Origin of the sequence: Streptococcus sp. UBA3373 (assembly GCF_002360305.1) — a bacterium.
In the GTDB taxonomy this organism is placed as follows: Bacteria; Bacillota; Bacilli; order Lactobacillales; family Streptococcaceae; genus Streptococcus; species Streptococcus alactolyticus.
In genome coordinates this window covers 1-21,511 of sequence record NZ_DEQF01000052.1, presented here as the reverse complement: position 1 = coordinate 21,511, position 21,511 = coordinate 1, and the positions used below count along the sequence as shown (strand labels likewise).

Genomic DNA, 21,511 nt, shown 5'->3' with positions numbered 1-21,511 from the left:
ACATGGCAGTAACAATGGAATATGAAAAAGACGTAAAAGTAGCAGCACTTGATGGGAAAAAAATTGCCATTATTGGTTACGGTTCACAAGGTCATGCGCATGCGCAAAATTTGCGTGATTCAGGTCGTGATGTGATTATCGGTGTTCGTCCTGGCAAATCATTTGACAAAGCCAAAGAAGACGGGTTTGATACTTATGAAGTAGCAGAAGCAACTAAATTAGCTGATGTTATCATGATTTTGGTACCAGATGAAATCCAAGCAGACCTTTATGCTACAGAAATTGCACCAAACCTTGAAGCTGGAAATGCCCTTGGTTTTGCTCATGGTTTCAACATTCGCTTTGAATACATTAAAGCTCCTGAAACAGTTGACGTCTTTATGTGTGCCCCTAAAGGACCTGGTCACCTTGTTCGTCGTACTTACGTTGAAGGTTTTGGTGTGCCTGCTCTTTATGCCGTTTACCAAGATGCTACTGGTCACGCCAAAGAAATTGCCATGGATTGGGCGAAAGGTGTTGGAGCTGCGCGTGTTGGCTTGCTTGAAACAACCTTTAAAGAAGAAACAGAAGAAGACCTTTTTGGTGAACAAGCTGTTCTTTGCGGTGGCTTAACAGCCTTGATTGAAGCGGGTTTTGAAGTGCTTACAGAAGCAGGCTATGCTCCTGAATTGGCTTACTTTGAAGTTCTTCATGAAATGAAACTTATCGTCGATCTTATCTACGAAGGTGGTTTCAAGAAAATGCGTCAATCAATCTCAAACACTGCTGAATTTGGTGATTACGTATCAGGCCCACGTGTTATCACTAACGAAGTGAAAGAAAACATGAAAGCTGTTCTTGCTGATATCCAATCAGGTAAATTTGCTGAAGAATTTGTCAATGACTACAAATCAGGTCGTCCAAAATTGGAAGCTTACCGTAAAGAAGCTGCGGAACTTGAAATAGAAAAAGTGGGTAGCGAACTTCGTAAAGCCATGCCATTTGTTGGGCAAAATGATGATGACGCGTTCAAAATTTATAACTAATTTTTGAAACGGTTCGCTTTTTAAAAGACCGATGGTTGTCATCGGTTTTTTATCTATGTACTGGATTCCTGAGGGAACGTGAGACATTTGGAAGAATAAGAAGGTAGGATTATGATTGTAGCAAAGGATGTTGTCCGTGCACATACGGTCTTAAAAGATGTTGTGGATCGGACACCACTGGATTTTGACCGTTACCTGTCGGAAAAATACGGTGCAACGGTTTATCTCAAACGTGAGAATATGCAAAAAGTGCGTTCCTTTAAAATTCGTGGGGCTTATTATGCTATCCATGGGTTGTCTGAAGAGGAAAAGCAGCGTGGCGTTGTTTGTGCTTCTGCGGGAAACCATGCCCAAGGGGTTGCGTTTACTTGTCACGAGATGAAAATTCCAGCCACTATTTTTATGCCAGTGACAACGCCTCAACAAAAAATTGGGCAAGTTAAATTTTTTGGTGGTTCTTATGTGACCATCAAATTGGTTGGGGATACCTTTGACGCCTCGGCTCAAGCGGCACAAGAATTCACCAAGTCAGAAGGCATGACCTTTATCGACCCTTTTGACGATGACAATGTGCAAGCAGGTCAAGGAACAGTGGCTTATGAAATTTACGAGCAAGCCCAAGAAGAAGGTATTGTTTTTGACCAAATTTATGTGCCAGTTGGTGGCGGTGGCTTGATTTCGGGAGTAGCAACCTACATGAAAGATGTGTCACCTGAAATTGAAGTTGTCGGTGTTGAGGCAGCAGGGGCTCGTAGTATGCGGGCTGCATTTGATAAAGGACGTCCTGTCAAATTAGAAGAAATTGATAAATTTGCGGACGGCATTGCTGTGCAAAAAGTTGGGGAAAAGACCTTTGCTGTTGCGCGTAAATATGTGGATAAGTTGGTCGGTGTGGATGAAGGTTTGATTTCAGAAACCTTGATTGATATGTATTCTAAGCAAGGAATTATCGCAGAACCTGCAGGGGCAGCTTCCATTGCGGCTCTTGAAGTCATGAAAGAAGATATCAAAGGCAAGACGATTGTCTGCATCATTTCAGGCGGAAATAACGATATCAATCGTATGCAAGAAATGGAAGAACGTGCCTTGATTTATGACGGCATTAAACATTATTTTGTGGTGAATTTTCCACAGCGTCCAGGAGCTTTGCGTGAATTTGTGAATAACATCTTGGGACCTAATGATGACATCACACGTTTTGAGTACATCAAGCGTGCCAATAAAGGCAGAGGACCTGTTTTGATTGGTATTGCACTGAGCGATAAAAATGATTATAATGCTCTGATTGACCGCCTATCTGTTTTTGACCCGTCTTATATCAATCTGCACGGCAACGAAAGCCTCTATAATTTATTAGTTTGACCCAAAAGTTGCTTCCTTGAGGCAACTTTTTTCTACTTGACTTTTTTTGTGATAATCACATATAATTGTATTAATAAGTAAATACAAAAAAGAACGCCTTTTAAAGCATTCATGGGCAAGCCAGAGTTGGCTTGAAAGGAGAAAAGTATGATTTTTATTATTCTAGGTGTTTTAGTGCTACTTGCCTTGGGAATTGTAGCTAGTATGCTTTATGTGGTGCGTCAGCAGACAGTTGTCATCATCGAGCGGTTTGGAAAATACTACACCACCGCAAGCAGTGGCATTCACATTCGTTTGCCTTTCGGGATTGATAAAATTGCTGCGCGTATCCAGTTGCGCCTGTTACAATCTGAAATCGTTGTGGAAACCAAGACGAAGGATAATGTTTTCGTGACCTTGAATGTGGCAACGCAGTACCGTGTGAGCGAGCAAAATGTCATCGATGCTTACTACAAACTCATGCGTCCCGAGGCACAAATTAAGTCTTACATTGAAGACGCGCTTCGCTCATCAGTACCTAAATTAACCTTGGATGAATTGTTCGAGAAAAAAGATGAAATCGCACTTGAAGTGCAACACCAAGTGGCAGAAGAAATGTCTACTTATGGTTATGTCATTGTCAAAACCTTGATTACCAAAGTTGAGCCCGATGCCGAAGTTAAACAATCAATGAACGAGATTAACGCAGCCCAACGTAAACGTGTTGCCGCTCAAGAATTGGCAGAAGCAGATAAAATTAAAATCGTGACGGCTGCCGAGGCTGAGGCTGAAAAAGACCGCTTGCACGGGGTTGGTATTGCCCAACAACGTAAGGCTATCGTGGATGGCTTGGCAGAATCTATTGCTGAACTAAAAGCCACCAGCGTTGGTATGAATGAAGAACAGATTATGTCTATTTTGCTGACTAATCAGTATTTAGACACTTTAAACACCTTTGCCATCAAGGGCAATCAAACGATTTTCCTTCCAAATCACCCCGAAGGTGTTGAAGACATTCGCGCCCAAATCCTATCTGCTTTAAAAGCAAAATAAACAAAATCCCATCACTTTATTAAGTGATGGGATTTCTAGTTTTAGTATATTATTTTAAGAAACGTTGCAAGAATTCTTTGGTACGTTCTTGCTGTGGGTGTTCGAAGATTTGCTCTGGTGTGCCTTCTTCGGCAATAACACCCTTGTCCATGAAAATCACGCGGTCTGACACATCTCTGGCAAATTCCATTTCGTGTGTCACGATAATCATGGTTAATCCAGATTTAGCAAGGTCTTGCATGGTTTTTAAAACCTCTCCAACCATTTCAGGGTCTAGAGCTGACGTTGGTTCGTCAAAGAGCATGGCTTCTGGATTGACAGACAAAGCACGAGCAATTGCCACACGTTGCTTTTGCCCCCCTGACAATTGTTTGGGTTTGGCTTTCCAATATTGTTCAGTCATGCCTACTTTGGTGAGGTTTTCTTTAGCGATTTTTTCAGCTTCCTCACGAGAACGTTTCAGCACGGTCGTTTGTGCAACGACGGCATTTTCCAAAACGTTGAGGTTTTCAAACAAGTTAAAGGATTGGAACACCATTCCCAATTTTTCACGGTACTCGGTCAAGTTGTAGTCTTTGGCAAGAACATCTTGACCATGAAAAAGGATTTCACCTGCAGTTGGTTCTTCCAAAAGGTTAATAGAGCGAAGGAAGGTTGATTTTCCTGACCCTGATGACCCGATAATCGAAATCACCTCACCTTTATTTACTGAAAGGGAAATGTCTTTTAGCACTTCATTTTGACCGTAAGATTTTTTCAAATGTTTGATTTCAATAATCGCAGATGACATTATCGCACCTCCATAGTTTGGTTTTGGTTAGCACCTGTTGTGTAAGTATCGGCATCAAAACGACGTTCAATGAAACGTAAAATACGTGTGACCGTGAAGGTGAGAACAAAGTAAATGATTGCGATAATGGTAAAGGTTTGGAAATATTGGTAAGTCTGAGTGGCAACGGTATTTCCTGAGAAGTAGAGCTCGACAACAGAGATAACATTCAAGACAGAAGTGTCTTTGATGTTAATGACAAACTCGTTACCTGTGGCTGGTAAGATATTGCGCACAACTTGTGGCAAGACAATCTTACGCATGGTTTGTCCGTGGGTAAATCCAAGTGCTGTTGCCGCTTCAAATTGCCCTTTGTCAACGGCGAAGATACCACCACGAACAATTTCACTCATGTAGGCTCCAGTGTTGATAGAAACGATGACAACGGCTGCTAAAATACGGTCAATTGAGATACCGAAGGCTTGAGCAGTTCCGTAATAAATAACCATAGCTTGTACAATCATTGGCGTACCACGGAAAACTTCGATGTAAACATTAAGTACCCAGCCAAAGAGCGTTTGCAAGGCAGCAAGTACTTTATTGCCAGCTTTAGGTGCTGTACGGTAAACCCCGATAAGCAAACCAATTACAAGACCGACCACAGTACCAATGATTGAAATGAAGAGCGTCACACCAGCACCGCGCAAGAATTGATCCCAGTTATTTTTGAAGATCGTCCAGACTTCAGAAAAGAAGTTGCTATCAGCACTGTCACTAGCTTGTTCAGCAGGTTGTTCGTCAATCATTTTGTCCATCAAGTGAACACGTTCATCTTCAGAAATCCCTGCTAAAATGCTATTAACTTTGGCTAACATCTCAGTATCGTTTTTACGCAAACCAACAGCAATAGCAGTATCAGAAGCAGATGTGGTAAATCCTTTGCCGTCAGCAAAAGCAATCATTTTAAAATCACTATTAGCATTTTCAGCTGAGATAGCGTCTGGTCGTTCTGAAATGTATCCGTCAATGATGCCAGATTGCAAGGCTTGACGCATTTGGTTGAAGTCGCCCATAGCCGTTTCTTTAACTGCACCATTGATTTGGTCAATCAGATTGTAAAGGTAAACCCCTTGTTGGGATGTTAATTTGGCACTAGAAAAATCATCTAGCGATGTCGCATTGGCATAATTACCGCTTTTAGATACGACAATGACAGGACGGCTAGTGTAATAACTATCAGAGAAGGCAATTTCTTTTTTACGTTCCTCAGTTGGACTCATTCCAGCAGCAATCATGTCGATTTTTCCAGAGGTCAAAGCTGGAATTAAACCTGTCCAAGTTGTTTTGACAACGATAAGTTTTTTATCCAATCCCTCTGCAATTTTTTTAGCGATTTGAACGTCATATCCATTAGCATATTGGTTTGTTCCTTCGATAGGAACTGCACCATTTGAGTCATCGTCTTGTGTCCAGTTAAAAGGAGCATAAGCTGCCTCCATTCCGACACGAAGATACTCATCTGCGTGTATATGAGTTATTCCACTAAATAAAAACAAAGTGGCTAGAAAACAACTTAAAAGTAACTTTTTCATTTAAGACTCCTGTCTATTCTTATATCAACATACCATTTTACAGGAAAAGGGTGTTGATTTCAATACAGACTAATGTAAAAATAGCATATTTATACAATAAAATATTATTAGGATGCGTTTTATTCCTTGTTAGTAGATGGATTGGCATTCTTTGTTTAGGGGTATTCTAAAAAAACGTTCATTTTGATATAATAAAACAGATATTAAATTTAGGAGGACCTATGTTATTCGTTGAGGTGTTAAAAGCAATCTTCTTTGGTATTGTGGAGGGGATTACGGAGTGGCTACCTGTTTCAAGTACAGGGCACTTGATTTTGGTGCAACAATTCATCAATCTTGACCAAAGCCAAGATTTTATGGATATGTTCAATATTGTGATTCAATTGGGCGCTATTTTAGCCGTTATTGTGATTTATTTTGAGCGTTTGAATCCGTTTCAACCTGGTAAAACGGCACGTGAGGTTCGACTCACTTGGCAATTGTGGTTAAAAGTTGCTGTGGCTTGTATTCCTTCTATTGTGATTGCAGTGCCTCTGGATGATTGGTTTGAGGCACATTTCAATTATATGATTCCTATTGCCATTGCATTGATTTTCTACGGGATTGTCTTTATCTGGATTGAAAAGAGAAATGCCAATGTCACTCCAAAGGTTACTGAATTAGCACGCATGTCTTATAAAACAGCCTTTTTGATTGGGTGTTTCCAAGTCTTGAGTATCGTTCCAGGGACCAGCCGTTCAGGGGCAACCATTTTGGGGGCTATCATTTTAGGAACTAGCCGTTCTGTTGCCGCAGACTTTACCTTCTTCCTTGCGATTCCAACCATGTTTGGTTACAGTGGTTTGAAGGCTGTGAAATTCTTCTTAGACGGCAATGTGTTCAGCTCTAGTCAAATCTTAATTTTGTTTGTAGCTAGTGTGACAGCCTTTATAGTCAGCCTTTACTCAATTCGCTTCTTGACAGATTACGTTAAGAAACACGACTTTACCGTCTTTGGTAAATACCGTATCGTTTTGGGAACCATCTTGATTGTTTACAGCTTAGTGAAATTCATGCTATAAGATAAGGTAAGTAGCTCGATTCGAGTTGCTTGTTTTTTACTGCCTAGAGCTATTTTTAAAAAGGTAATTAACTTTTTAAAATTGAAAAAGCGCGACTTTTCCTGTATAATATAATGACTACTCGTGCGAGGTAATTTAGTATGGAAATGAAACAGATTAGTGAAACAACACTTAAAATAACGATTAGTATGGAAGATTTGGAAGAACGTGGTATGGAATTGAAAGACTTTTTGATTCCACAAGAAAAGACAGAAGAGTTCTTCTATTCTGTCATGGATGAATTGGATTTGCCAGATACCTTTAAAGATAGCGGTATGCTTAGCTTCCGCGTGACTCCAAGAAAAGACCGTATTGATGTCTTTGTGACCAAATCAGAACTCAATAAAGATTTGAATTTTGAAGATTTAGCGGCTTTTGATGACGTGTCAAATATGTCCCCAGAAGAATTTTTCAAGACACTTGAACAAACCATGTTGTCAAAAGGGGATACAGATGCCTATGAAAAACTTGAAAAAGTCGAAGCGATGCTTGAAAATGAAGCAGACGCTGCTATGGCAAGTCAAGAAGAAGCAGAAGCATCTGATGAGGATATCAATCCGTCAGATTATGTACACTATGTGCTTGATTTTCCAGACTTGAAGTCTGTCGTTGCCTTTGCCAAAGTCATTGATTTTCCAGTTGAAGAGTCTGAACTCTACAAGGACCAAGACAGTTACCACATGACGATTTTGCTTGATTTGCAAAATCAACCGTCTTATTATGCCAATTTGATGTATGCGCGTTTATTGGAATACGCTAACCCAGGGACAAAAACACGTGCATATTTACAAGAACATGGTATTGAGATGCTCTCAACTGCAGCCCTAACAAAATTAAAAATGATTGAGTTGATGTAATATGATACCATTTACAATTGATTACGTTCTTGTCCTGATTGGTGCCTTTTTGCTGTCTTTATTTTTGACGCCGATTGTTCGCTCTATCGCCTTTCGTGTGGGAGCTGTTGACAATCCCAATGCCAGACGCATCAACAAGGTTCCTATGCCAAGTAGCGGTGGTCTAGCCATTTTCCTGTCTTTTTTGGTGTCTGCCTTGATTTTAATGCCAAAGGTGTTAAAAGGCATACCAGGGGTAGTGTCTTATTTTGACTACATTTTACCTGTGGTTATCGCTGCTTTAATCATCACGGCGACAGGTTATATTGACGATATTTTTGAATTAAAGCCTCGGACCAAAATGCTGGGTATCATTATTGGTGCGGTCATTGTCTGGGCGTTTACGGACTTTCGTTTTGATAGTTTTAAAATTCCATTTGGCGGGCCGCTGTTAGAGTTTAATTCGGTTGTGACCTTCTTTTTGACGGTCTTTTGGATTATTTCCATTACCAATGCCATGAATCTGATTGATGGGTTGGATGGTTTGGTTAGTGGGGTATCGATTATCAGCCTTGGAACCATGGCTTTGGTGTCCTACTTCTTTTTACCGCAAACGGATTTTTACTTGACCTTGACCATTTTGCTGTTAATTGCTTGTATTGCAGGCTTTTTCCCTTACAACTATCATCCAGCTATTATTTATTTGGGGGATACTGGTGCCCTCTTTATCGGATTTATGATTGGAGTGCTATCACTGCAAGGTCTGAAAAATTCGACGGCAGTAGCGGTTATCACACCAGTGATTATCCTTGGGGTGCCAATCTTAGACACAACAGTTGCCATTATTCGACGCAAATTATCTGGTCGTCCTGCCACAGAAGCTGACAAAATGCATTTGCATCACCGCTTGCTAGCAATGGGTTTTACCCATCGTGGTGCGGTTTTGGTGGTCTATGGCATTGCTATTTTGTTCTCTTTGATTGCTTTGTTGCTTAATGTATCAAGTCGTGTCGGTGGCATGTTATTGATTATCGGTCTGGCCTTTGCCCTCGAAGTCTTTATCGAAGGACTGGAAATTTGGGGTGTTGGTCGTACGCCACTCTTTAATACACTTAAATTTATCGGAAATAGCGACTACCGCCAAGCTGTTATGTTGCAATGGAAGCAACGTCGAAAATAATAAGCAATAAAAAAAGCCTTAAATGGCTTTTTTTGTTATAATGGGTAATAGCCTTATAGAAATGCGGTAATTTTCTGAAAATTATCGCGATATTCGATATTGATGAATGGGAGGAACGTACACATGTCTGTACTCGAAATAAAAGATCTTCATGTTTCTATTGAAGATAAGGAAATCTTAAAAGGTGTCAATTTGACCCTCAAAACAGGTGAGATTGCTGCGATCATGGGACCAAATGGAACAGGGAAATCAACCTTGTCTGCCGCTATTATGGGAAATCCCAACTACGAAGTGACTCAAGGTGAAATCTTGCTAGATGGCGAAAACATCCTTGAATTGGAAGTGGATGAGCGCGCTCGCCTCGGGCTCTTCCTTGCCATGCAATACCCATCTGAAATTCCTGGTATTACCAATGCCGAATTTATCCGTGCAGCTATGAATGCTGGAAAAGAAGATGAAGACAAGATTTCAGTGATGGACTTTATCACAAAATTAGATGAAAAAATGGCTTTTCTTGGTATGAAAGAAGAAATGGCAGAGCGTTACCTCAACGAAGGCTTCTCAGGTGGTGAGAAAAAACGCAATGAAATCCTCCAATTGTTGATGCTTGAACCGAAATTTGCCCTTCTTGACGAAATCGACTCAGGCCTTGATATTGATGCTCTTAAAATTGTTTCAAAAGGGGTTAATGCCATGCGTGGTGATGACTTTGGTGCCATGATTATCACTCACTACCAACGACTTTTGAACTACATTACACCAGATGTTGTGCATATCATGATGGATGGACGCGTTGTACTATCAGGCGGTGCGGAACTTGCTGCTCGTCTTGAAAAAGAAGGTTACGCTAAAATCGCCGAAGAACTTGGTTTGACCTACGAGGAAGAAGTGTAATGAATGATGTCAAAACCTACTAATTTCAGTAGGTTCTACTCGCGTAAATTAGGATAAAAAGGAGTAAACATCAACTTATGACAAAAGAAGCTATTCTTAATTTCTCACTAAGCAAGGCAGAACCCATATGGCTACAAGATAGCCGTTTGGCTGCTTTTAATAGCATCAAACACCTAGATTTACCTGAAATTAATCGTGTCAAATTTCATCGTTGGAATCTAGGTGACGGGACCCTTTCAGAAGACCAAGCTATGGCAAATGTGCCTGATTTTACAGCACTTGGGGACAATCCAAAACTTGTTCAAGTAGGGACACAAACTGTTTTTGAACAATTACCTACACATTTGATTGACCAAGGTGTGATTTTCACGGATTTCTACGCTGCTTTAGAAGAAATTCCTGATATTATTGAAAAATACTTTTGTAAGGCGCGTGGAGCCAAGGAAGACAAATTAGCAGCCTACCACATGGCTTATTTTAACAGTGCGGCAGTGCTTTACGTTCCCGATAATGTTGAAATTGACGAGCCTATTGAAGCTTTGTTTTACCAAGACAAAGCAAGTGCGGTGCCATTTAACAAACATGTGCTCATCATCGCTGGACGCAATAGTCGCGTGAATTACTTAGAGCGTTTTGAAACAATTGGTGAAGGAGATGCCAAAGCTACCGCTAATATTGGTGTTGAATTGATTGCCCTCGATGGTAGTCAGGTGAAATATTCGGCTATTGACCGTCTTGGTGATAACGTAACGACTTATATTAGCCGTCGTGCCCGTCATGGCAAAGATGCTAGTGTGGATTGGGCGCTAGGTGTCATGAACGAAGGTAATGTGATTGCTGACTTTGACTCTGATTTGTATGGAGATGGTAGCCATGCTAATCTGAAAGTCGTCGCTGCCTCATCAGGACGCCAAGTGCAAGGTGTGGATACTCGAGTGACAAACTACGGTTGCAATTCTATTGGTCACATTTTGCAACATGGGGTTATTTTAGAACGTGCGACCCTTACCTTTAATGGTATTGGACATATTGTTCATGGGGCTAAAGGGGCGGATGCTCAGCAAGAAAGCCGTGTCTTGATGCTTTCAGATAAGGCACGTTCAGATGCCAACCCGATTCTTTTGATTGATGAAAATGATGTCACGGCTGGTCACGCTGCCTCTATCGGGCAAGTGGACCCAGAAGATATGTATTATTTGATGAGCCGTGGTTTGGATAAGGATACAGCAGAACGCTTGGTTATTCGTGGTTTCTTGGGCGCTGTTATCACAGAAATTCCAGTCAAAGAAGTACATGACGAAATGATTGACGTCTTAGATAAAAAATTGGAGAATCGTTAAAATGACTGCATTTGATGCTCACAAAATTTATCAAGACTTTCCTATTCTCGACCAAGTGGTCAATGATGAACCTTTAGTTTATCTTGACAATGCTGCGACCACACAGAAACCACAGGCTGTTCTTGATGTTCTTAACGATTATTACCACACGACGAATGCTAATGTTCACCGAGGAGTGCATACACTTGCTGAGCGTGCCACCTCTCTTTACGAAATCAGTCGTGAAAGAGTCCGCCAATTTATCCATGCCAAATCGACCAAGGAAGTTCTCTTTACGCGAGGTACCACAACAGGGTTAAACTGGGTGGCTCGTTTTGCAGAAGAAGTGTTACAAGCAGATGATGAAGTTTTGATTTCCATTATGGAACACCACTCAAACCTCATTCCTTGGCAAGAAGCGTGCCGTAAAACAGGGGCAAAACTCGTGTATGTTTACCTCAAAGACGGCCAGCTTGATATGGCAGATTTCCGAGCAAAACTCAATGCCAAGACAAAATTTGTCAGCATTGCCCATGTGTCTAATGTGTTAGGCTCTGTGCAACCCGTTAAAGAAATGGCAGAGCTGGCTCATCAAGTTGAGGCCTATATGGTAGTTGACGGTGCCCAATCAACCCCTCACATGGCTATTGACGTTCAGGATTTAGATTGCGATTTCTTTGCTTTTTCTGGCCATAAAATGCTAGGTCCAACAGGTATTGGCGTGCTTTATGGCAAAGAAGAACTCCTAAATCGCATGTCCCCTGTCGAATTTGGCGGTGAAATGATTGATTTTGTCTATGAACAAGAAGCAACGTGGAAAGAATTGCCATGGAAATTTGAAGCAGGAACCTCTAATATTGCAGGAGCTATTGCTCTAGGTGCTGCGGTTGATTACTTGACCAATATCGGAATGGACGCCGTTCATGCTCATGAGCAAGAATTGGTTAACTATGTCCTTCCAAAATTGCAAGCCATTGATGGTGTGACGGTTTATGGGCCACAAGACCCTAGCCAGCACATGGGAGTGATTGCCTTCAATGTAGAAGGTTTGCATCCGCATGATGTGGCAACGGCCTTGGATTATGAAGGGGTTGCTGTTCGTGCTGGTCACCACTGTGCCCAACCACTACTTACTCATTTAGGTATTCCATCAACTGTTCGTGCAAGTTTTTACATATATAATACCAAGGAAGATTGTGACCGTTTGGTGGAAGCCTTGGTCAAGACAAAGGAGTTTTTCAATGGCACTTTCTAAATTAGATAGTCTCTACATGGCGGTTGTGGCGGACCATTCTAAAAATCCCCACCACCATGGCAAACTTGATGATACCACACCTGTTCATTTGAATAATCCAACCTGTGGAGATGTCATCTCACTTTCTGTTAAATTCGATGGTGACCGTATTGCTGATATTGCTTTTGATGGCGACGGTTGCACCATTTCAACAGCCTCATCAAGCATGATGACTGATGCAGTGATTGGCAAAACCAAGGAAGAAGCCTTGGTTTTAGCTGAGATTTTTTCAGAAATGGTCCAAGGACAAAGCTCTGCAGAACAAAAAAAATTAGGTGACGCAGCCTTTTTGGCAGGCGTGTCTAAATTCCCTCAACGAATCAAATGTTCAACACTTGCATGGAATGCGCTCAAAAAAGCGATTGCAATGGATGATAATGACGATAGAGAAGGTGATTAAATGTCTGAAAACAATGAAAAAGTAACACCAAAACCAATTGATCTTGGGGAATATCAATTTGGTTTTCACGATGATGTCACGCCTGTCTTTTCTACGGGAAAAGGAATCAGCGAAGAGGTTGTTCGTGAAATGTCAGCGGAAAAAGGCGAACCTGAATGGATGCTCGATTTCCGTTTGAAATCCCTAAAAATATTTAATGAAATGCCTATGCAAACGTGGGGCCCTGATTTGTCAGATATCAATTTTGACGACATTACCTATTATCAAAAAGCGTCTGACAAACCTGCCCGTTCATGGGACGACGTTCCAGATAAAATCAAAGAAACCTTTGAACGAATTGGTATCCCTGAAGCAGAACGTGCGTATTTGGCTGGTGCTTCAGCCCAATACGAATCAGAAGTTGTTTACCACAACATGAAAGAAGAGTATGACAAGCTAGGTATTATTTTCACAGATACGGATTCTGCTTTGAAAGAATATCCTGACCTCTTTAAAAAATACTTTTCAAAATTAGTTCCGCCAACAGATAATAAATTGGCTGCTTTAAACTCAGCCTTTTGGTCTGGAGGAACTTTTATCTACGTACCAAAAGGGGTTAAAGTGGATATCCCGCTTCAAACCTATTTCCGTATCAATAATGAAGCGATGGGGCAATTTGAACGTACGCTGATTATCGTAGATGAAGGAGCAAGTGTTCATTACGTGGAAGGCTGTACGGCTCCTAACTATTCATCTGCCAGCTTGCACGCTGCTATTGTTGAGATTTTTGCTCTCGAGGGCAGCTATATGCGTTATTCAACCATCCAAAACTGGTCAGATAACGTTTATAACTTGGTAACGAAACGTGCTACCGCGAAAAAGAATGCTACGGTTGAATGGATTGACGGAAACCTTGGTGCCAAAACAACCATGAAGTATCCATCTGTTTACCTTGACGGTGAAGGAGCGCGTGGTACTATGTTATCAATCGCCTTTGCTAATCAGGGGCAACACCAAGATACAGGTGCAAAAATGATTCACAATGCCCCACACACGTCATCATCTATCGTGTCAAAATCAATCGCAAAAGGTGGCGGAAAAGTGGATTATCGTGGACAAGTAACCTTCAACAAAGAGTCTAAGAAATCGGTCAGCCACATCGAATGTGACACCATTATCATGGATGATTTGTCACGTTCAGATACTATTCCGTTTAACGAAATCCACAATTCACAAGTCGCTTTGGAACATGAAGCTAAAGTCTCTAAGATTTCAGAAGAACAATTGTACTACCTCATGAGTCGTGGCCTTTCTGAACAAGAAGCGACAGAGATGATTGTTATGGGATTTGTTGAACCATTCACCAAAGAATTACCAATGGAATACGCCGTTGAATTGAACCGTTTAATCAGTTATGAAATGGAAGGTTCTGTTGGATAATAGAGAACGCCACACAAATAGGGCTTACCTTGTTATAAGGTAAGCCCTATTTTTTTACTTGAAAAGGTTATTATTAGAGTTTTTCGTTGACGAAAGTCACAAAATGGTTCCACCAAACTCTGAGGAAGAAACTTCTTTCTACGTTGGTTTTTGCGACGGCTGTCACACTAGGCTCTGACTCCAAATAGCCTGTTCCGACAATCTGCTTGTCATCGTAGCTAAAGGTTCCAACTTTTTGACCTTGGAGAATTGGAGCTTCGTAGCCATTTTCCTCCGTTTTAAAAGTTGCACTTGGTTCAGTATTGATACGGCAAGCCACTTTCAAATCTTTTTCAGCGACTGCTGTGACTGATTTTTCCTTACCGTCTTTGACAAGAGCCCTGCTCTTTTGGTAACTATCACCTGATTTAATCAATGTTTTCATCTCGAAATTGGCTTTAACATAATCCAACAAATCATTTGTTGCCTCAAAACGAGCATAGGTATTGTTTTCCCAGTCGTCTGCATTTAAAATGACGGAAATCACACGCATGCCATTTTCAACAGAAGTAGCTACAAAAGACGCACCAGCTAATTCGGTTGTTCCTGTTTTCAAGCCATCCACGCCATCGCGTTCATAAGGCATCCCTTTTAACATATAATTATAGGTATGGATGGTTGTCCCATCAAAATCAGCTGTCGCTTGATTGGTAATTTTCAAAATATCAGGGTATTCGTTGATAAGGTGTTGAGCAATGATAGCCACATCTCTAGCGCTCATCATATTTTCATCTGAACTGCTAGAACCAGGGTAAATATTGTCGCCCAAGTAACTGTTGTTTAGACCAGAAGCGTTGACTAACGTTGCATCTGTAATGCCCCATTCCTTTAGTTGTTCCTTCATCATATCCACAAAATGGCTTTCGCTTCCACCAATTTGCTCCGCAAGTGCAATAGCGGCACTATTGGCGCTGGCAACCATGGCAGCATTAACCAATTGTTCAACAGTGTATTCTCGAGCTTCCATGGGCACATTGCTGGCGTCCGAATTCGCTGTTAACTGATACGCATAATCTGAAATGGGAACACGCGTATCCCAAGACAAATGGCCCTCATTAATCTCTTTGTAAACCATGTAAACCGTTAAAATTTTTGTGATTGATGCAATACCTGCAGGCGTAGTTGCATCTTTTTCGTATAAGACCTTTCCTGTCGTTGCTTCCACAGCAATCGCGTGCTTGGCAGGAACGTCAAAATCATCGGCAGAAACTTTAACGGTAAAGAAAGCCATCAAAATGGCCAAACAAGCAATGAACTTCTTCATCAATTCCATCCTTTGTCTATTAAAATAATTAGGTATCTACCATTATATCACAGTTTGCATGGGAGATAATCTGACAAAAAATTCTGACAAAAGTATTCTCTTTAAGATAAATTTATGTTATAATCTTATCTGTCAAATAATATAATTTTTAGAGAACAACTAGGAGGAGCGTCACATGTCACTAAATAATAAAGCATGGAAACGCATTAGCTTAGGAGCTGTAACCCTTGTTTCTGCAGCTGTTTTGACAGCTTGTGGTGGGGGCAGCTCGACAACGTCTTCATCGAAAGATGAAATTAATTGGTACTTACCAACTGAAATTAGCACTTTAGATATTTCAAAAGTAACGGATACTTATTCATCTATTGCTATTGGTAACTCAGGAAGTAACTTGCTTCGTCGCGATAAAAATGGTGATTTGCAACCAGATTTAGCAGCGAAAGATATCGAAGTTTCAGATGATGGTCTTACTTACACAGCCACTTTGCGTGACAACCTTAAATGGTCAGACGGAAGTGACTTGACAGCTGAAGATTTCGTTTACACATGGCAACGTATCGTTGATCCAAAAACAGCTTCAGAGTATGCTTACTTAGTTTCAGATGCCCACGTTTTGAACGCCGAAGAGGTTATCAACGGAACAAAGAGTGTTGATGAACTTGGTGTCAAAGCAGATGGTAATAAAGTCATCTTTACTTTGTCAAGCCCATCACCACAATTCATGAGCTTGTTGTCATTCACAAACTTCATGCCACAAAGTAAAGCTTTCGTGGAAAAAACAGGCGATGACTACGGAACAAGTTCAGACAAAGCCCTTTATTCTGGTCCGTACACTGTAAAAGATTGGAACGGAACAAACGGTACATTTACATTAGTTAAAAATAAATACTACTGGGATGTCAAAGATGTTAAGAATGAAAAAGTTAACATCCAAACCATCAAAAAACCAGATACAGCTGTTCAAATGTACAAAGACGGTCAATTGGATACCGCAAGCATTTCTGGTACAGAAGCTATCTACAATGCCAACAAGAGCAATAAAGATGTTGTAGATGTTCCTGAAGCAACAACAGCTTACTTGGTTTACAACCAATCAGGTTCTGTTAAAGCATTGACAAATACAAAAATTCGTCAAGCCCTTAACTTAGCAACTGACCGTGAAGGAATCGTTAAAGCAGCGATTGATACAGGTTCTAAACCAGCAACTGCTTTGGTACCTTACGGACTTGAAAAATTACCTGACGGTACAGATTTGACAAATTACGTTGCTCCAGGATACAGCTACAATGAAAAAGAAGCTGCAAAACTCTTCAAAGAAGGTTTAGCTGAACTTGGAACAGACTCATTGACCTTGACGGTTACCTCAGATGCAGATAGCTCAGTTGCGAAAGCTTCTGTTGACTACCTCAAACAAACTTGGGAAGATGCTCTTCCAGGATTAACTGTTGAAGAAAAATTTGTCACATTCAAACAACGTTTGCAAGATTCTAAGAACCAAAACTTTGATGTTGTTATGAATGTTTGGGGCGGTGACTACCCAGAAGGTTCAACATTCTATAGTCTATTTACAAGCAATTCATCTTACAACTACGGTAAGTTGTCAAGTCCAGAGTATGATGCGGCTTACGAAAAAGCTGTGACAACAGATGCTCTAGACCCAGCGGCAGCTGCTGAAGATTATAAAGAAGCAGAAAAAATTCTTTATGAAAATGCAGACTACAACCCAATCTACTTCCGTAGCACAGAATCACTTCAAAATCCTTCATTAAAAGGACTTGTTCGTAATTCAACAGGGTTGCAAGTTGATTTCACCTATGCCTATAAAGAATAATCTTTAAGCAGCATTCACTAATGGGCAAGAATTGGATATGACCAATTCTTGCTTTTGTTGACAGGAAAGGTCTTATCCTGCCAACAAAAGCAATAAAGAGAAGGAAATATTATGATAAAATACATTCTTAAACGTGTTGCGATTCTACTTGTAACACTTTGGGTCGTGGTTACCCTGTCGTTTTTCCTCATGCAAGTTATGCCTGGGACTCCTTATAACAATCCAAAACTAACAGATGAAATGATTGCTATGATGAACAAGCAATATGGCTTGGATAAACCTGTTTGGCAACAATATCTTACTTACCTTTGGAATGTTCTTCATGGTGATTTTGGAACAAGTTACCAATCAATCAACCAACCAGTATCACGTTTGATTTCACAACGCTTGGGCGTTTCTGTACAATTGGGTGTGCAAGCTCTTATCATTGGTTTGGTTTCAGGTATTTTAGTCGGTGCTGCTTCAGCCCGTAACAAAAATAACTGGATTGATGGTGTGCTTAGTGTTATCTCAACATTAGGTATCTCAGTACCATCTTTCATTACAGGTCTATTCTTGTTGGTATTGTTCGGATTTAAATGGAATCTATTCCCATTAGCTGGTTGGGGTACGTTTGCTCAAACTGTCCTCCCATCAGTTGCCTTAGCTATTCCAGTTTTTGCTCAAGTGACACGATTCTTTAGGGGTCAAATGATTGAAACATTGAGTTCAGATTACATCCAATTAGCTATTGCTAAAGGTTTGACAAGACGTCAAGTCACACGCAAACACGCTTACCGTAACTCAATGATTCCTGTCTTAACGTTAGTAGGACCAATGGCTGCTAACCTTCTAACAGGTTCTGCCTTGATTGAACAAATTTTCTCAATTCCAGGAATTGGACAACAATTTGTAACGTCTATCCCTGCTAAAGATTATCCCGTTATCATGGGAACTACTATTGTTTATGCAATGATGTTGATGGTAGCTATTTTGATCACAGATATTGCAACAAGTATAGTTGATCCACGTGTACGCTTGCAATAAGGAGAAAAAGATGGCAGAAAAAAATAGAGAATTTAAACTTGTTGGCATCGGTTCAGCAAATATGCAAGAAAAAATTGAGAAGCCTGCTCTTTCTTTTATGCAAGATGCATGGCGTCGTCTCAAGAAAAATAAATTAGCCGTTATTTCAATGTGGTTCTTAGCTTTCTTGATCGTTTTCTCAATTGCTTCAGTTGCTTTTGTAACCCGTGATGAAGCCAACGCCTTTAATACAAAGGAAGTGACGACTTACCGTAACCTTCCACCGAAATTAAGTGGTGATCTTCCATTCTGGAATGGTACCATTACTTATTCTGGAAACACAGAACCAACTAATGTTTATAAAGAACAAGGGGTTCCTGAAGGAACAAAATTCATCTTAGGTACAGATAACCTAGGTCGTAGCCTTGCCAAACGTATCATCGTTGGGGTACGTATTTCCCTTCTTATCGCGATTGTTGCGACATTGATTGACCTTTTAATCGGGGTAACCTATGGTCTGATTTCAGGTTACGTTGGTGGACGCGTCGATATGGTCATGCAACGTATTATCGAGGTTGTTTCATCAATTCCTAACTTGGTTATCGTTACCATGCTTGGTCTTTTGCTAGGAAATGGTATTACTTCAATTATCATTTCAATTGCCATCGTTGGATGGACTTCAATGGCGCGTCAAGTGCGTAACTTGACCTTATCTTACCGTGAACAAGAGTTTGTTTTGGCAGCTCGTTCGCTTGGTGAAAGTGCACCAAAAATTGCCTTTAAACATATCCTTCCAAATATTTCAGGGATTATTATCGTTCAAATCATGATGACCGTTCCAAGTGCCATCATGTATGAAGCAGTCCTTTCTGCGATTAACCTAGGGGTAAAACCACCAACGGCTTCACTAGGTTCATTGATTACGGATGCTCAAGAATACTTACAATACTATCCATATCAAGTAATACTACCTTCAATGGCCTTGGTATTGATTTCACTTGCCTTTATTTTATTGGGTGATGGTCTTCGTGATGCATTTGATCCAAAATCTGGTGATCGTTAGGAGGAAAAAGATGAGTGAAGAAACAATTTTACAAGTTAAAAACCTCCGAGTAGATTTTCACACCTATGCTGGAGAAATTAAAGCGATTCGCGATGTCAATTTTGACCTTAAAAAAGGGGAAACCCTTGCTATCGTAGGTGAATCAGGTTCAGGTAAATCTGTAACAACTAAAACATTGATGGGCTTGTCAGCTCCTAATGCGAACATTACAGGTGATATTGACTTTATGGGCAAAAAATTGCTTGACCTTAAAGAAGACGAATGGACTAAAGTTCGTGGGAATGAAATTGCCATGATCTTCCAAGATCCAATGACCAGTCTTGACCCAACTATGCGAATTGGTCAACAAATCGCTGAACCAATTATGATTCACGAAAAAGTATCAAAACAAGAAGCTCTCAAACGTGCTTTGGAATTGATGAAAAGTGTAGGTATTCCAAAAGCTGAAGAACATATCAATGATTACCCACACCAATGGTCAGGGGGAATGCGTCAACGTGCCGTTATCGCTATTGCCCTAGCAGCCAACCCAGATGTTTTGATTGCCGACGAACCAACAACAGCCCTAGACGTAACGATCCAAGCCCAAATTTTGAGCTTGATGAAGAAAATTCAAAAAGAACGTAATTCATCAATTGTCTTTATTACCCACGACTTAGGTGTTGTTGCTGGTATGGCTGATCGTGTTGCTGTTATGTATGCTGGTAAAATCATTGAGTATGGAACAGTAGATGAAGTTTTCTACAATCCACAACACCCATACACTTGGGGATTGTTGAATTCTATGCCAACAACAGACACAGAAACAGGTAGCCTTCAATCTATTCCTGGAACACCACCAGATCTTCTTAATCCTCCAAAAGGGGATGCCTTTGCACCACGTAATGAATTTGCTTTAGATATTGATTACGAAGAAGAACCACCACTCTTTAAAGTGAGTGATACGCATTACGCTGCAACATGGCTATTAGATGAACGCTCGCCTAAAGTAGAACCACCATTGCCAATTCAAAAACGTTGGGCGAAATGGAAAGAGCTTGAAGGGAGAAAAGCTTAATGACTGAAAACAAAAAAAAGCTTGTCGAGCTTAAAAATGTGTCATTGTCATTTAACGAAGGAAAAAGGAACGAAGTAAAAGCGATCGACAATATCAGTTTTGATATTTATGAAGGTGAAGTCTTTGGTCTTGTGGGTGAATCAGGATCAGGGAAAACCACCGTTGGTCGTGCTATCCTAAAATTATATGATATCAGTAAAGGTGAGATTGACTTTGACGGTGAAACCATTTCTCATCTAAAAGGAAAAGAATTACACGAATTCCGTAAAAATGTTCAAATGATCTTCCAAGATCCTCAAGCCAGCTTGAACGGACGTATGAAAATCCGTGATATTGTTGCAGAAGGACTTGATGTACATAAATTGGTTAAAACGAAAGAAGAGCGTGACCAAAGAGTTCAAGAATTGCTTGCCTTGGTTGGTTTGAATAAAGACCACTTAACACGTTACCCACACGAGTTTTCAGGTGGTCAACGTCAACGTATCGGTATTGCACGCGCATTGGCTGTACAACCTAAATTTATCATCGCTGACGAGCCAATTTCAGCTTTGGACGTGTCAATTCAGGCACAGGTTGTTAACCTAATGCAAAAACTTCAAAGAGAACAAGGCTTAACCTACCTTTTCATTGCCCATGACCTCTCAATGGTGAAATACATCTCTGACCGTATTGGGGTTATGCACTGGGGTAAAATGCTTGAAATAGGGACATCTGACGACGTTTATAACCACCCTATCCATCCATATACTAAGAGCCTATTAAGTGCTATTCCTGAGCCAGATCCAGAGTCAGAACGCACTCGTGTTCACACTGAGTACGATCCAAGTCAGGAATTGGACGGACAAGAACGTCAAATGCACGAAATCACTCCAGGACATTTTGTCCTTTCAACACCAGAAGAAGCCGAAGAGTACCGAAAAATGCATCAATAAACTCTTTGCTATATCAGAACAGTAGTCAAATACGACTACTGTTTTTTGTGTATTAAGAAAAAAATTTCAAATTCTCTTGACAATAGATTTAGTATTTA

19 protein-coding genes are annotated in these 21,511 nt (G+C 40.6%); 16 read left to right on the top strand and 3 right to left on the bottom strand.

Going from position 1 to position 21,511, the window contains the following annotated elements:
* The first annotated feature begins 2 nt into the window (after nt 1-2).
* The 3 genes from ilvC to B3R79_RS06695 all read left to right on the top strand — a co-directional run bounded on the left by ilvC (nt 3) and on the right by B3R79_RS06695 (nt 3,419).
* Entirely contained in the window at nt 3-1,025 is a 1,023-nt protein-coding gene (gene ilvC / locus B3R79_RS06705) for a ketol-acid reductoisomerase (protein ID WP_168261402.1), read from the top strand.
* A 111-nt stretch (nt 1,026-1,136) separates the two neighbouring features.
* Nucleotides 1,137-2,387, top strand: coding sequence for a threonine ammonia-lyase IlvA (gene ilvA, locus B3R79_RS06700; RefSeq protein ID WP_293695858.1), 1,251 nt, complete (start codon nt 1,137-1,139; stop codon nt 2,385-2,387).
* Nucleotides 2,388-2,534: 147 nt separating this feature from the next.
* Nucleotides 2,535-3,419 (top strand): SPFH domain-containing protein, encoded by an 885-nt coding sequence (locus B3R79_RS06695; RefSeq protein ID WP_154454828.1) that lies wholly within the window; start codon nt 2,535-2,537, stop codon nt 3,417-3,419.
* Nucleotides 3,420-3,468: 49 nt separating this feature from the next.
* Here B3R79_RS06695 and B3R79_RS06690 read toward each other — a convergent pair whose 3' ends face one another.
* Both B3R79_RS06690 and B3R79_RS06685 read right to left on the bottom strand, forming a co-directional pair.
* A complete protein-coding gene (locus tag B3R79_RS06690) occupies nt 3,469-4,209 on the bottom strand; it encodes an amino acid ABC transporter ATP-binding protein (RefSeq protein ID WP_154454829.1) in 741 nt (246 codons plus the stop codon).
* Entirely contained in the window at nt 4,209-5,780 is a 1,572-nt protein-coding gene (locus B3R79_RS06685; RefSeq protein ID WP_293695856.1) for an ABC transporter permease subunit, read from the bottom strand. The genes B3R79_RS06690 and B3R79_RS06685 overlap by 1 nt, the downstream gene beginning before the upstream one ends.
* A 221-nt stretch (nt 5,781-6,001) precedes the next feature.
* Here B3R79_RS06685 and B3R79_RS06680 point away from each other — a divergent pair, with 221 nt between their 5' ends.
* The 8 genes from B3R79_RS06680 (at nt 6,002) to sufB (ending at nt 14,222) form a co-directional block, all read left to right on the top strand.
* Nucleotides 6,002-6,841: an undecaprenyl-diphosphate phosphatase gene (locus B3R79_RS06680; protein WP_168261398.1), complete on the top strand. Its 840-nt coding sequence runs from the start codon at nt 6,002-6,004 to the stop codon at nt 6,839-6,841.
* Between the two features lie 140 nt (nt 6,842-6,981).
* A complete protein-coding gene (gene mecA, locus B3R79_RS06675; RefSeq protein WP_293695853.1) occupies nt 6,982-7,737 on the top strand; it encodes an adaptor protein MecA in 756 nt (251 codons plus the stop codon).
* A 1-nt stretch (nt 7,738) separates the two neighbouring features.
* Nucleotides 7,739-8,896 (top strand): glycosyltransferase family 4 protein, encoded by a 1,158-nt coding sequence (locus tag B3R79_RS06670; protein ID WP_293695850.1) that lies wholly within the window; start codon nt 7,739-7,741, stop codon nt 8,894-8,896.
* Between the two features lie 123 nt (nt 8,897-9,019).
* Nucleotides 9,020-9,790: a Fe-S cluster assembly ATPase SufC gene (sufC, locus tag B3R79_RS06665; RefSeq protein ID WP_154455421.1), complete on the top strand. Its 771-nt coding sequence runs from the start codon at nt 9,020-9,022 to the stop codon at nt 9,788-9,790.
* 77 nt (nt 9,791-9,867) lie between these two features.
* A complete protein-coding gene (sufD, locus tag B3R79_RS06660; RefSeq protein ID WP_168261395.1) occupies nt 9,868-11,130 on the top strand; it encodes a Fe-S cluster assembly protein SufD in 1,263 nt (420 codons plus the stop codon).
* Nucleotide 11,131: 1 nt separating this feature from the next.
* Nucleotides 11,132-12,364, top strand: a complete 1,233-nt coding sequence (locus B3R79_RS06655) for a cysteine desulfurase (protein WP_168261394.1) — start codon at nt 11,132-11,134, stop codon at nt 12,362-12,364.
* Nucleotides 12,351-12,803, top strand: coding sequence for a Fe-S cluster assembly sulfur transfer protein SufU (gene sufU / locus B3R79_RS06650; protein ID WP_154455418.1), 453 nt, complete (start codon nt 12,351-12,353; stop codon nt 12,801-12,803). Before B3R79_RS06655 ends, sufU begins: the two co-directional genes overlap by 14 nt.
* A complete protein-coding gene (gene sufB, locus B3R79_RS06645) occupies nt 12,804-14,222 on the top strand; it encodes a Fe-S cluster assembly protein SufB (RefSeq protein ID WP_154455417.1) in 1,419 nt (472 codons plus the stop codon).
* 73 nt (nt 14,223-14,295) lie between these two features.
* Here the strand turns inward: sufB and pbp3 are convergent, their stop codons facing one another.
* Nucleotides 14,296-15,525: a D-alanyl-D-alanine carboxypeptidase PBP3 gene (gene pbp3 / locus B3R79_RS06640; protein WP_206151232.1), complete on the bottom strand. Its 1,230-nt coding sequence runs from the start codon at nt 15,523-15,525 to the stop codon at nt 14,296-14,298.
* A gap of 175 nt (nt 15,526-15,700) precedes the next feature.
* On the opposite strand from pbp3, the gene B3R79_RS06635 reads away from it, so the two are divergent.
* From B3R79_RS06635 to B3R79_RS06615, 5 genes are all read left to right on the top strand, one after another.
* Nucleotides 15,701-17,356 carry a peptide ABC transporter substrate-binding protein gene (locus B3R79_RS06635; RefSeq protein WP_293695839.1) on the top strand — a complete coding sequence of 552 codons (1,656 nt, stop codon included), beginning with the start codon at nt 15,701-15,703 and terminating at the stop codon, nt 17,354-17,356.
* Between the two features lie 111 nt (nt 17,357-17,467).
* Nucleotides 17,468-18,382 carry an ABC transporter permease gene (locus B3R79_RS06630; protein ID WP_168261391.1) on the top strand — a complete coding sequence of 305 codons (915 nt, stop codon included), beginning with the start codon at nt 17,468-17,470 and terminating at the stop codon, nt 18,380-18,382.
* 10 nt (nt 18,383-18,392) lie between these two features.
* Nucleotides 18,393-19,424 carry an ABC transporter permease gene (locus B3R79_RS06625; RefSeq protein WP_168261390.1) on the top strand — a complete coding sequence of 344 codons (1,032 nt, stop codon included), beginning with the start codon at nt 18,393-18,395 and terminating at the stop codon, nt 19,422-19,424.
* 10 nt (nt 19,425-19,434) lie between these two features.
* A complete protein-coding gene (locus tag B3R79_RS06620) occupies nt 19,435-20,481 on the top strand; it encodes an ABC transporter ATP-binding protein (RefSeq protein WP_293695834.1) in 1,047 nt (348 codons plus the stop codon).
* The gene (locus B3R79_RS06615) at nt 20,481-21,413 is read left to right on the top strand and encodes an ABC transporter ATP-binding protein (protein WP_168261388.1); all 933 of its coding nucleotides are present in this window, start codon (nt 20,481-20,483) and stop codon (nt 21,411-21,413) included. Before B3R79_RS06620 ends, B3R79_RS06615 begins: the two co-directional genes overlap by 1 nt.
* Nucleotides 21,414-21,511: the final 98 nt, after the last annotated feature.

Excerpts from the sequence above, each read along its gene's own strand:
- ilvC (WP_168261402.1), top strand. The coding sequence starts at position 3 with ATGGCAGTAACAATGGAATATGAAAAAGACGTAAAAGTAGCAGCACTT.
- ilvA (WP_293695858.1), top strand. The coding sequence starts at position 1,137 with ATGATTGTAGCAAAGGATGTTGTCCGTGCACATACGGTCTTAAAAGAT.
- B3R79_RS06695 (WP_154454828.1), top strand. The coding sequence starts at position 2,535 with ATGATTTTTATTATTCTAGGTGTTTTAGTGCTACTTGCCTTGGGAATT.
- B3R79_RS06690 (WP_154454829.1), bottom strand. The coding sequence starts at position 4,209 with ATGTCATCTGCGATTATTGAAATCAAACATTTGAAAAAATCTTACGGT.
- B3R79_RS06685 (WP_293695856.1), bottom strand. The coding sequence starts at position 5,780 with ATGAAAAAGTTACTTTTAAGTTGTTTTCTAGCCACTTTGTTTTTATTT.
- B3R79_RS06680 (WP_168261398.1), top strand. The coding sequence starts at position 6,002 with ATGTTATTCGTTGAGGTGTTAAAAGCAATCTTCTTTGGTATTGTGGAG.
- mecA (WP_293695853.1), top strand. The coding sequence starts at position 6,982 with ATGGAAATGAAACAGATTAGTGAAACAACACTTAAAATAACGATTAGT.
- B3R79_RS06670 (WP_293695850.1), top strand. The coding sequence starts at position 7,739 with ATGATACCATTTACAATTGATTACGTTCTTGTCCTGATTGGTGCCTTT.
- sufC (WP_154455421.1), top strand. The coding sequence starts at position 9,020 with ATGTCTGTACTCGAAATAAAAGATCTTCATGTTTCTATTGAAGATAAG.
- sufD (WP_168261395.1), top strand. The coding sequence starts at position 9,868 with ATGACAAAAGAAGCTATTCTTAATTTCTCACTAAGCAAGGCAGAACCC.
- B3R79_RS06655 (WP_168261394.1), top strand. The coding sequence starts at position 11,132 with ATGACTGCATTTGATGCTCACAAAATTTATCAAGACTTTCCTATTCTC.
- sufU (WP_154455418.1), top strand. The coding sequence starts at position 12,351 with ATGGCACTTTCTAAATTAGATAGTCTCTACATGGCGGTTGTGGCGGAC.
- sufB (WP_154455417.1), top strand. The coding sequence starts at position 12,804 with ATGTCTGAAAACAATGAAAAAGTAACACCAAAACCAATTGATCTTGGG.
- pbp3 (WP_206151232.1), bottom strand. The coding sequence starts at position 15,525 with ATGAAGAAGTTCATTGCTTGTTTGGCCATTTTGATGGCTTTCTTTACC.
- B3R79_RS06635 (WP_293695839.1), top strand. The coding sequence starts at position 15,701 with ATGTCACTAAATAATAAAGCATGGAAACGCATTAGCTTAGGAGCTGTA.
- B3R79_RS06630 (WP_168261391.1), top strand. The coding sequence starts at position 17,468 with ATGATAAAATACATTCTTAAACGTGTTGCGATTCTACTTGTAACACTT.
- B3R79_RS06625 (WP_168261390.1), top strand. The coding sequence starts at position 18,393 with ATGGCAGAAAAAAATAGAGAATTTAAACTTGTTGGCATCGGTTCAGCA.
- B3R79_RS06620 (WP_293695834.1), top strand. The coding sequence starts at position 19,435 with ATGAGTGAAGAAACAATTTTACAAGTTAAAAACCTCCGAGTAGATTTT.
- B3R79_RS06615 (WP_168261388.1), top strand. The coding sequence starts at position 20,481 with ATGACTGAAAACAAAAAAAAGCTTGTCGAGCTTAAAAATGTGTCATTG.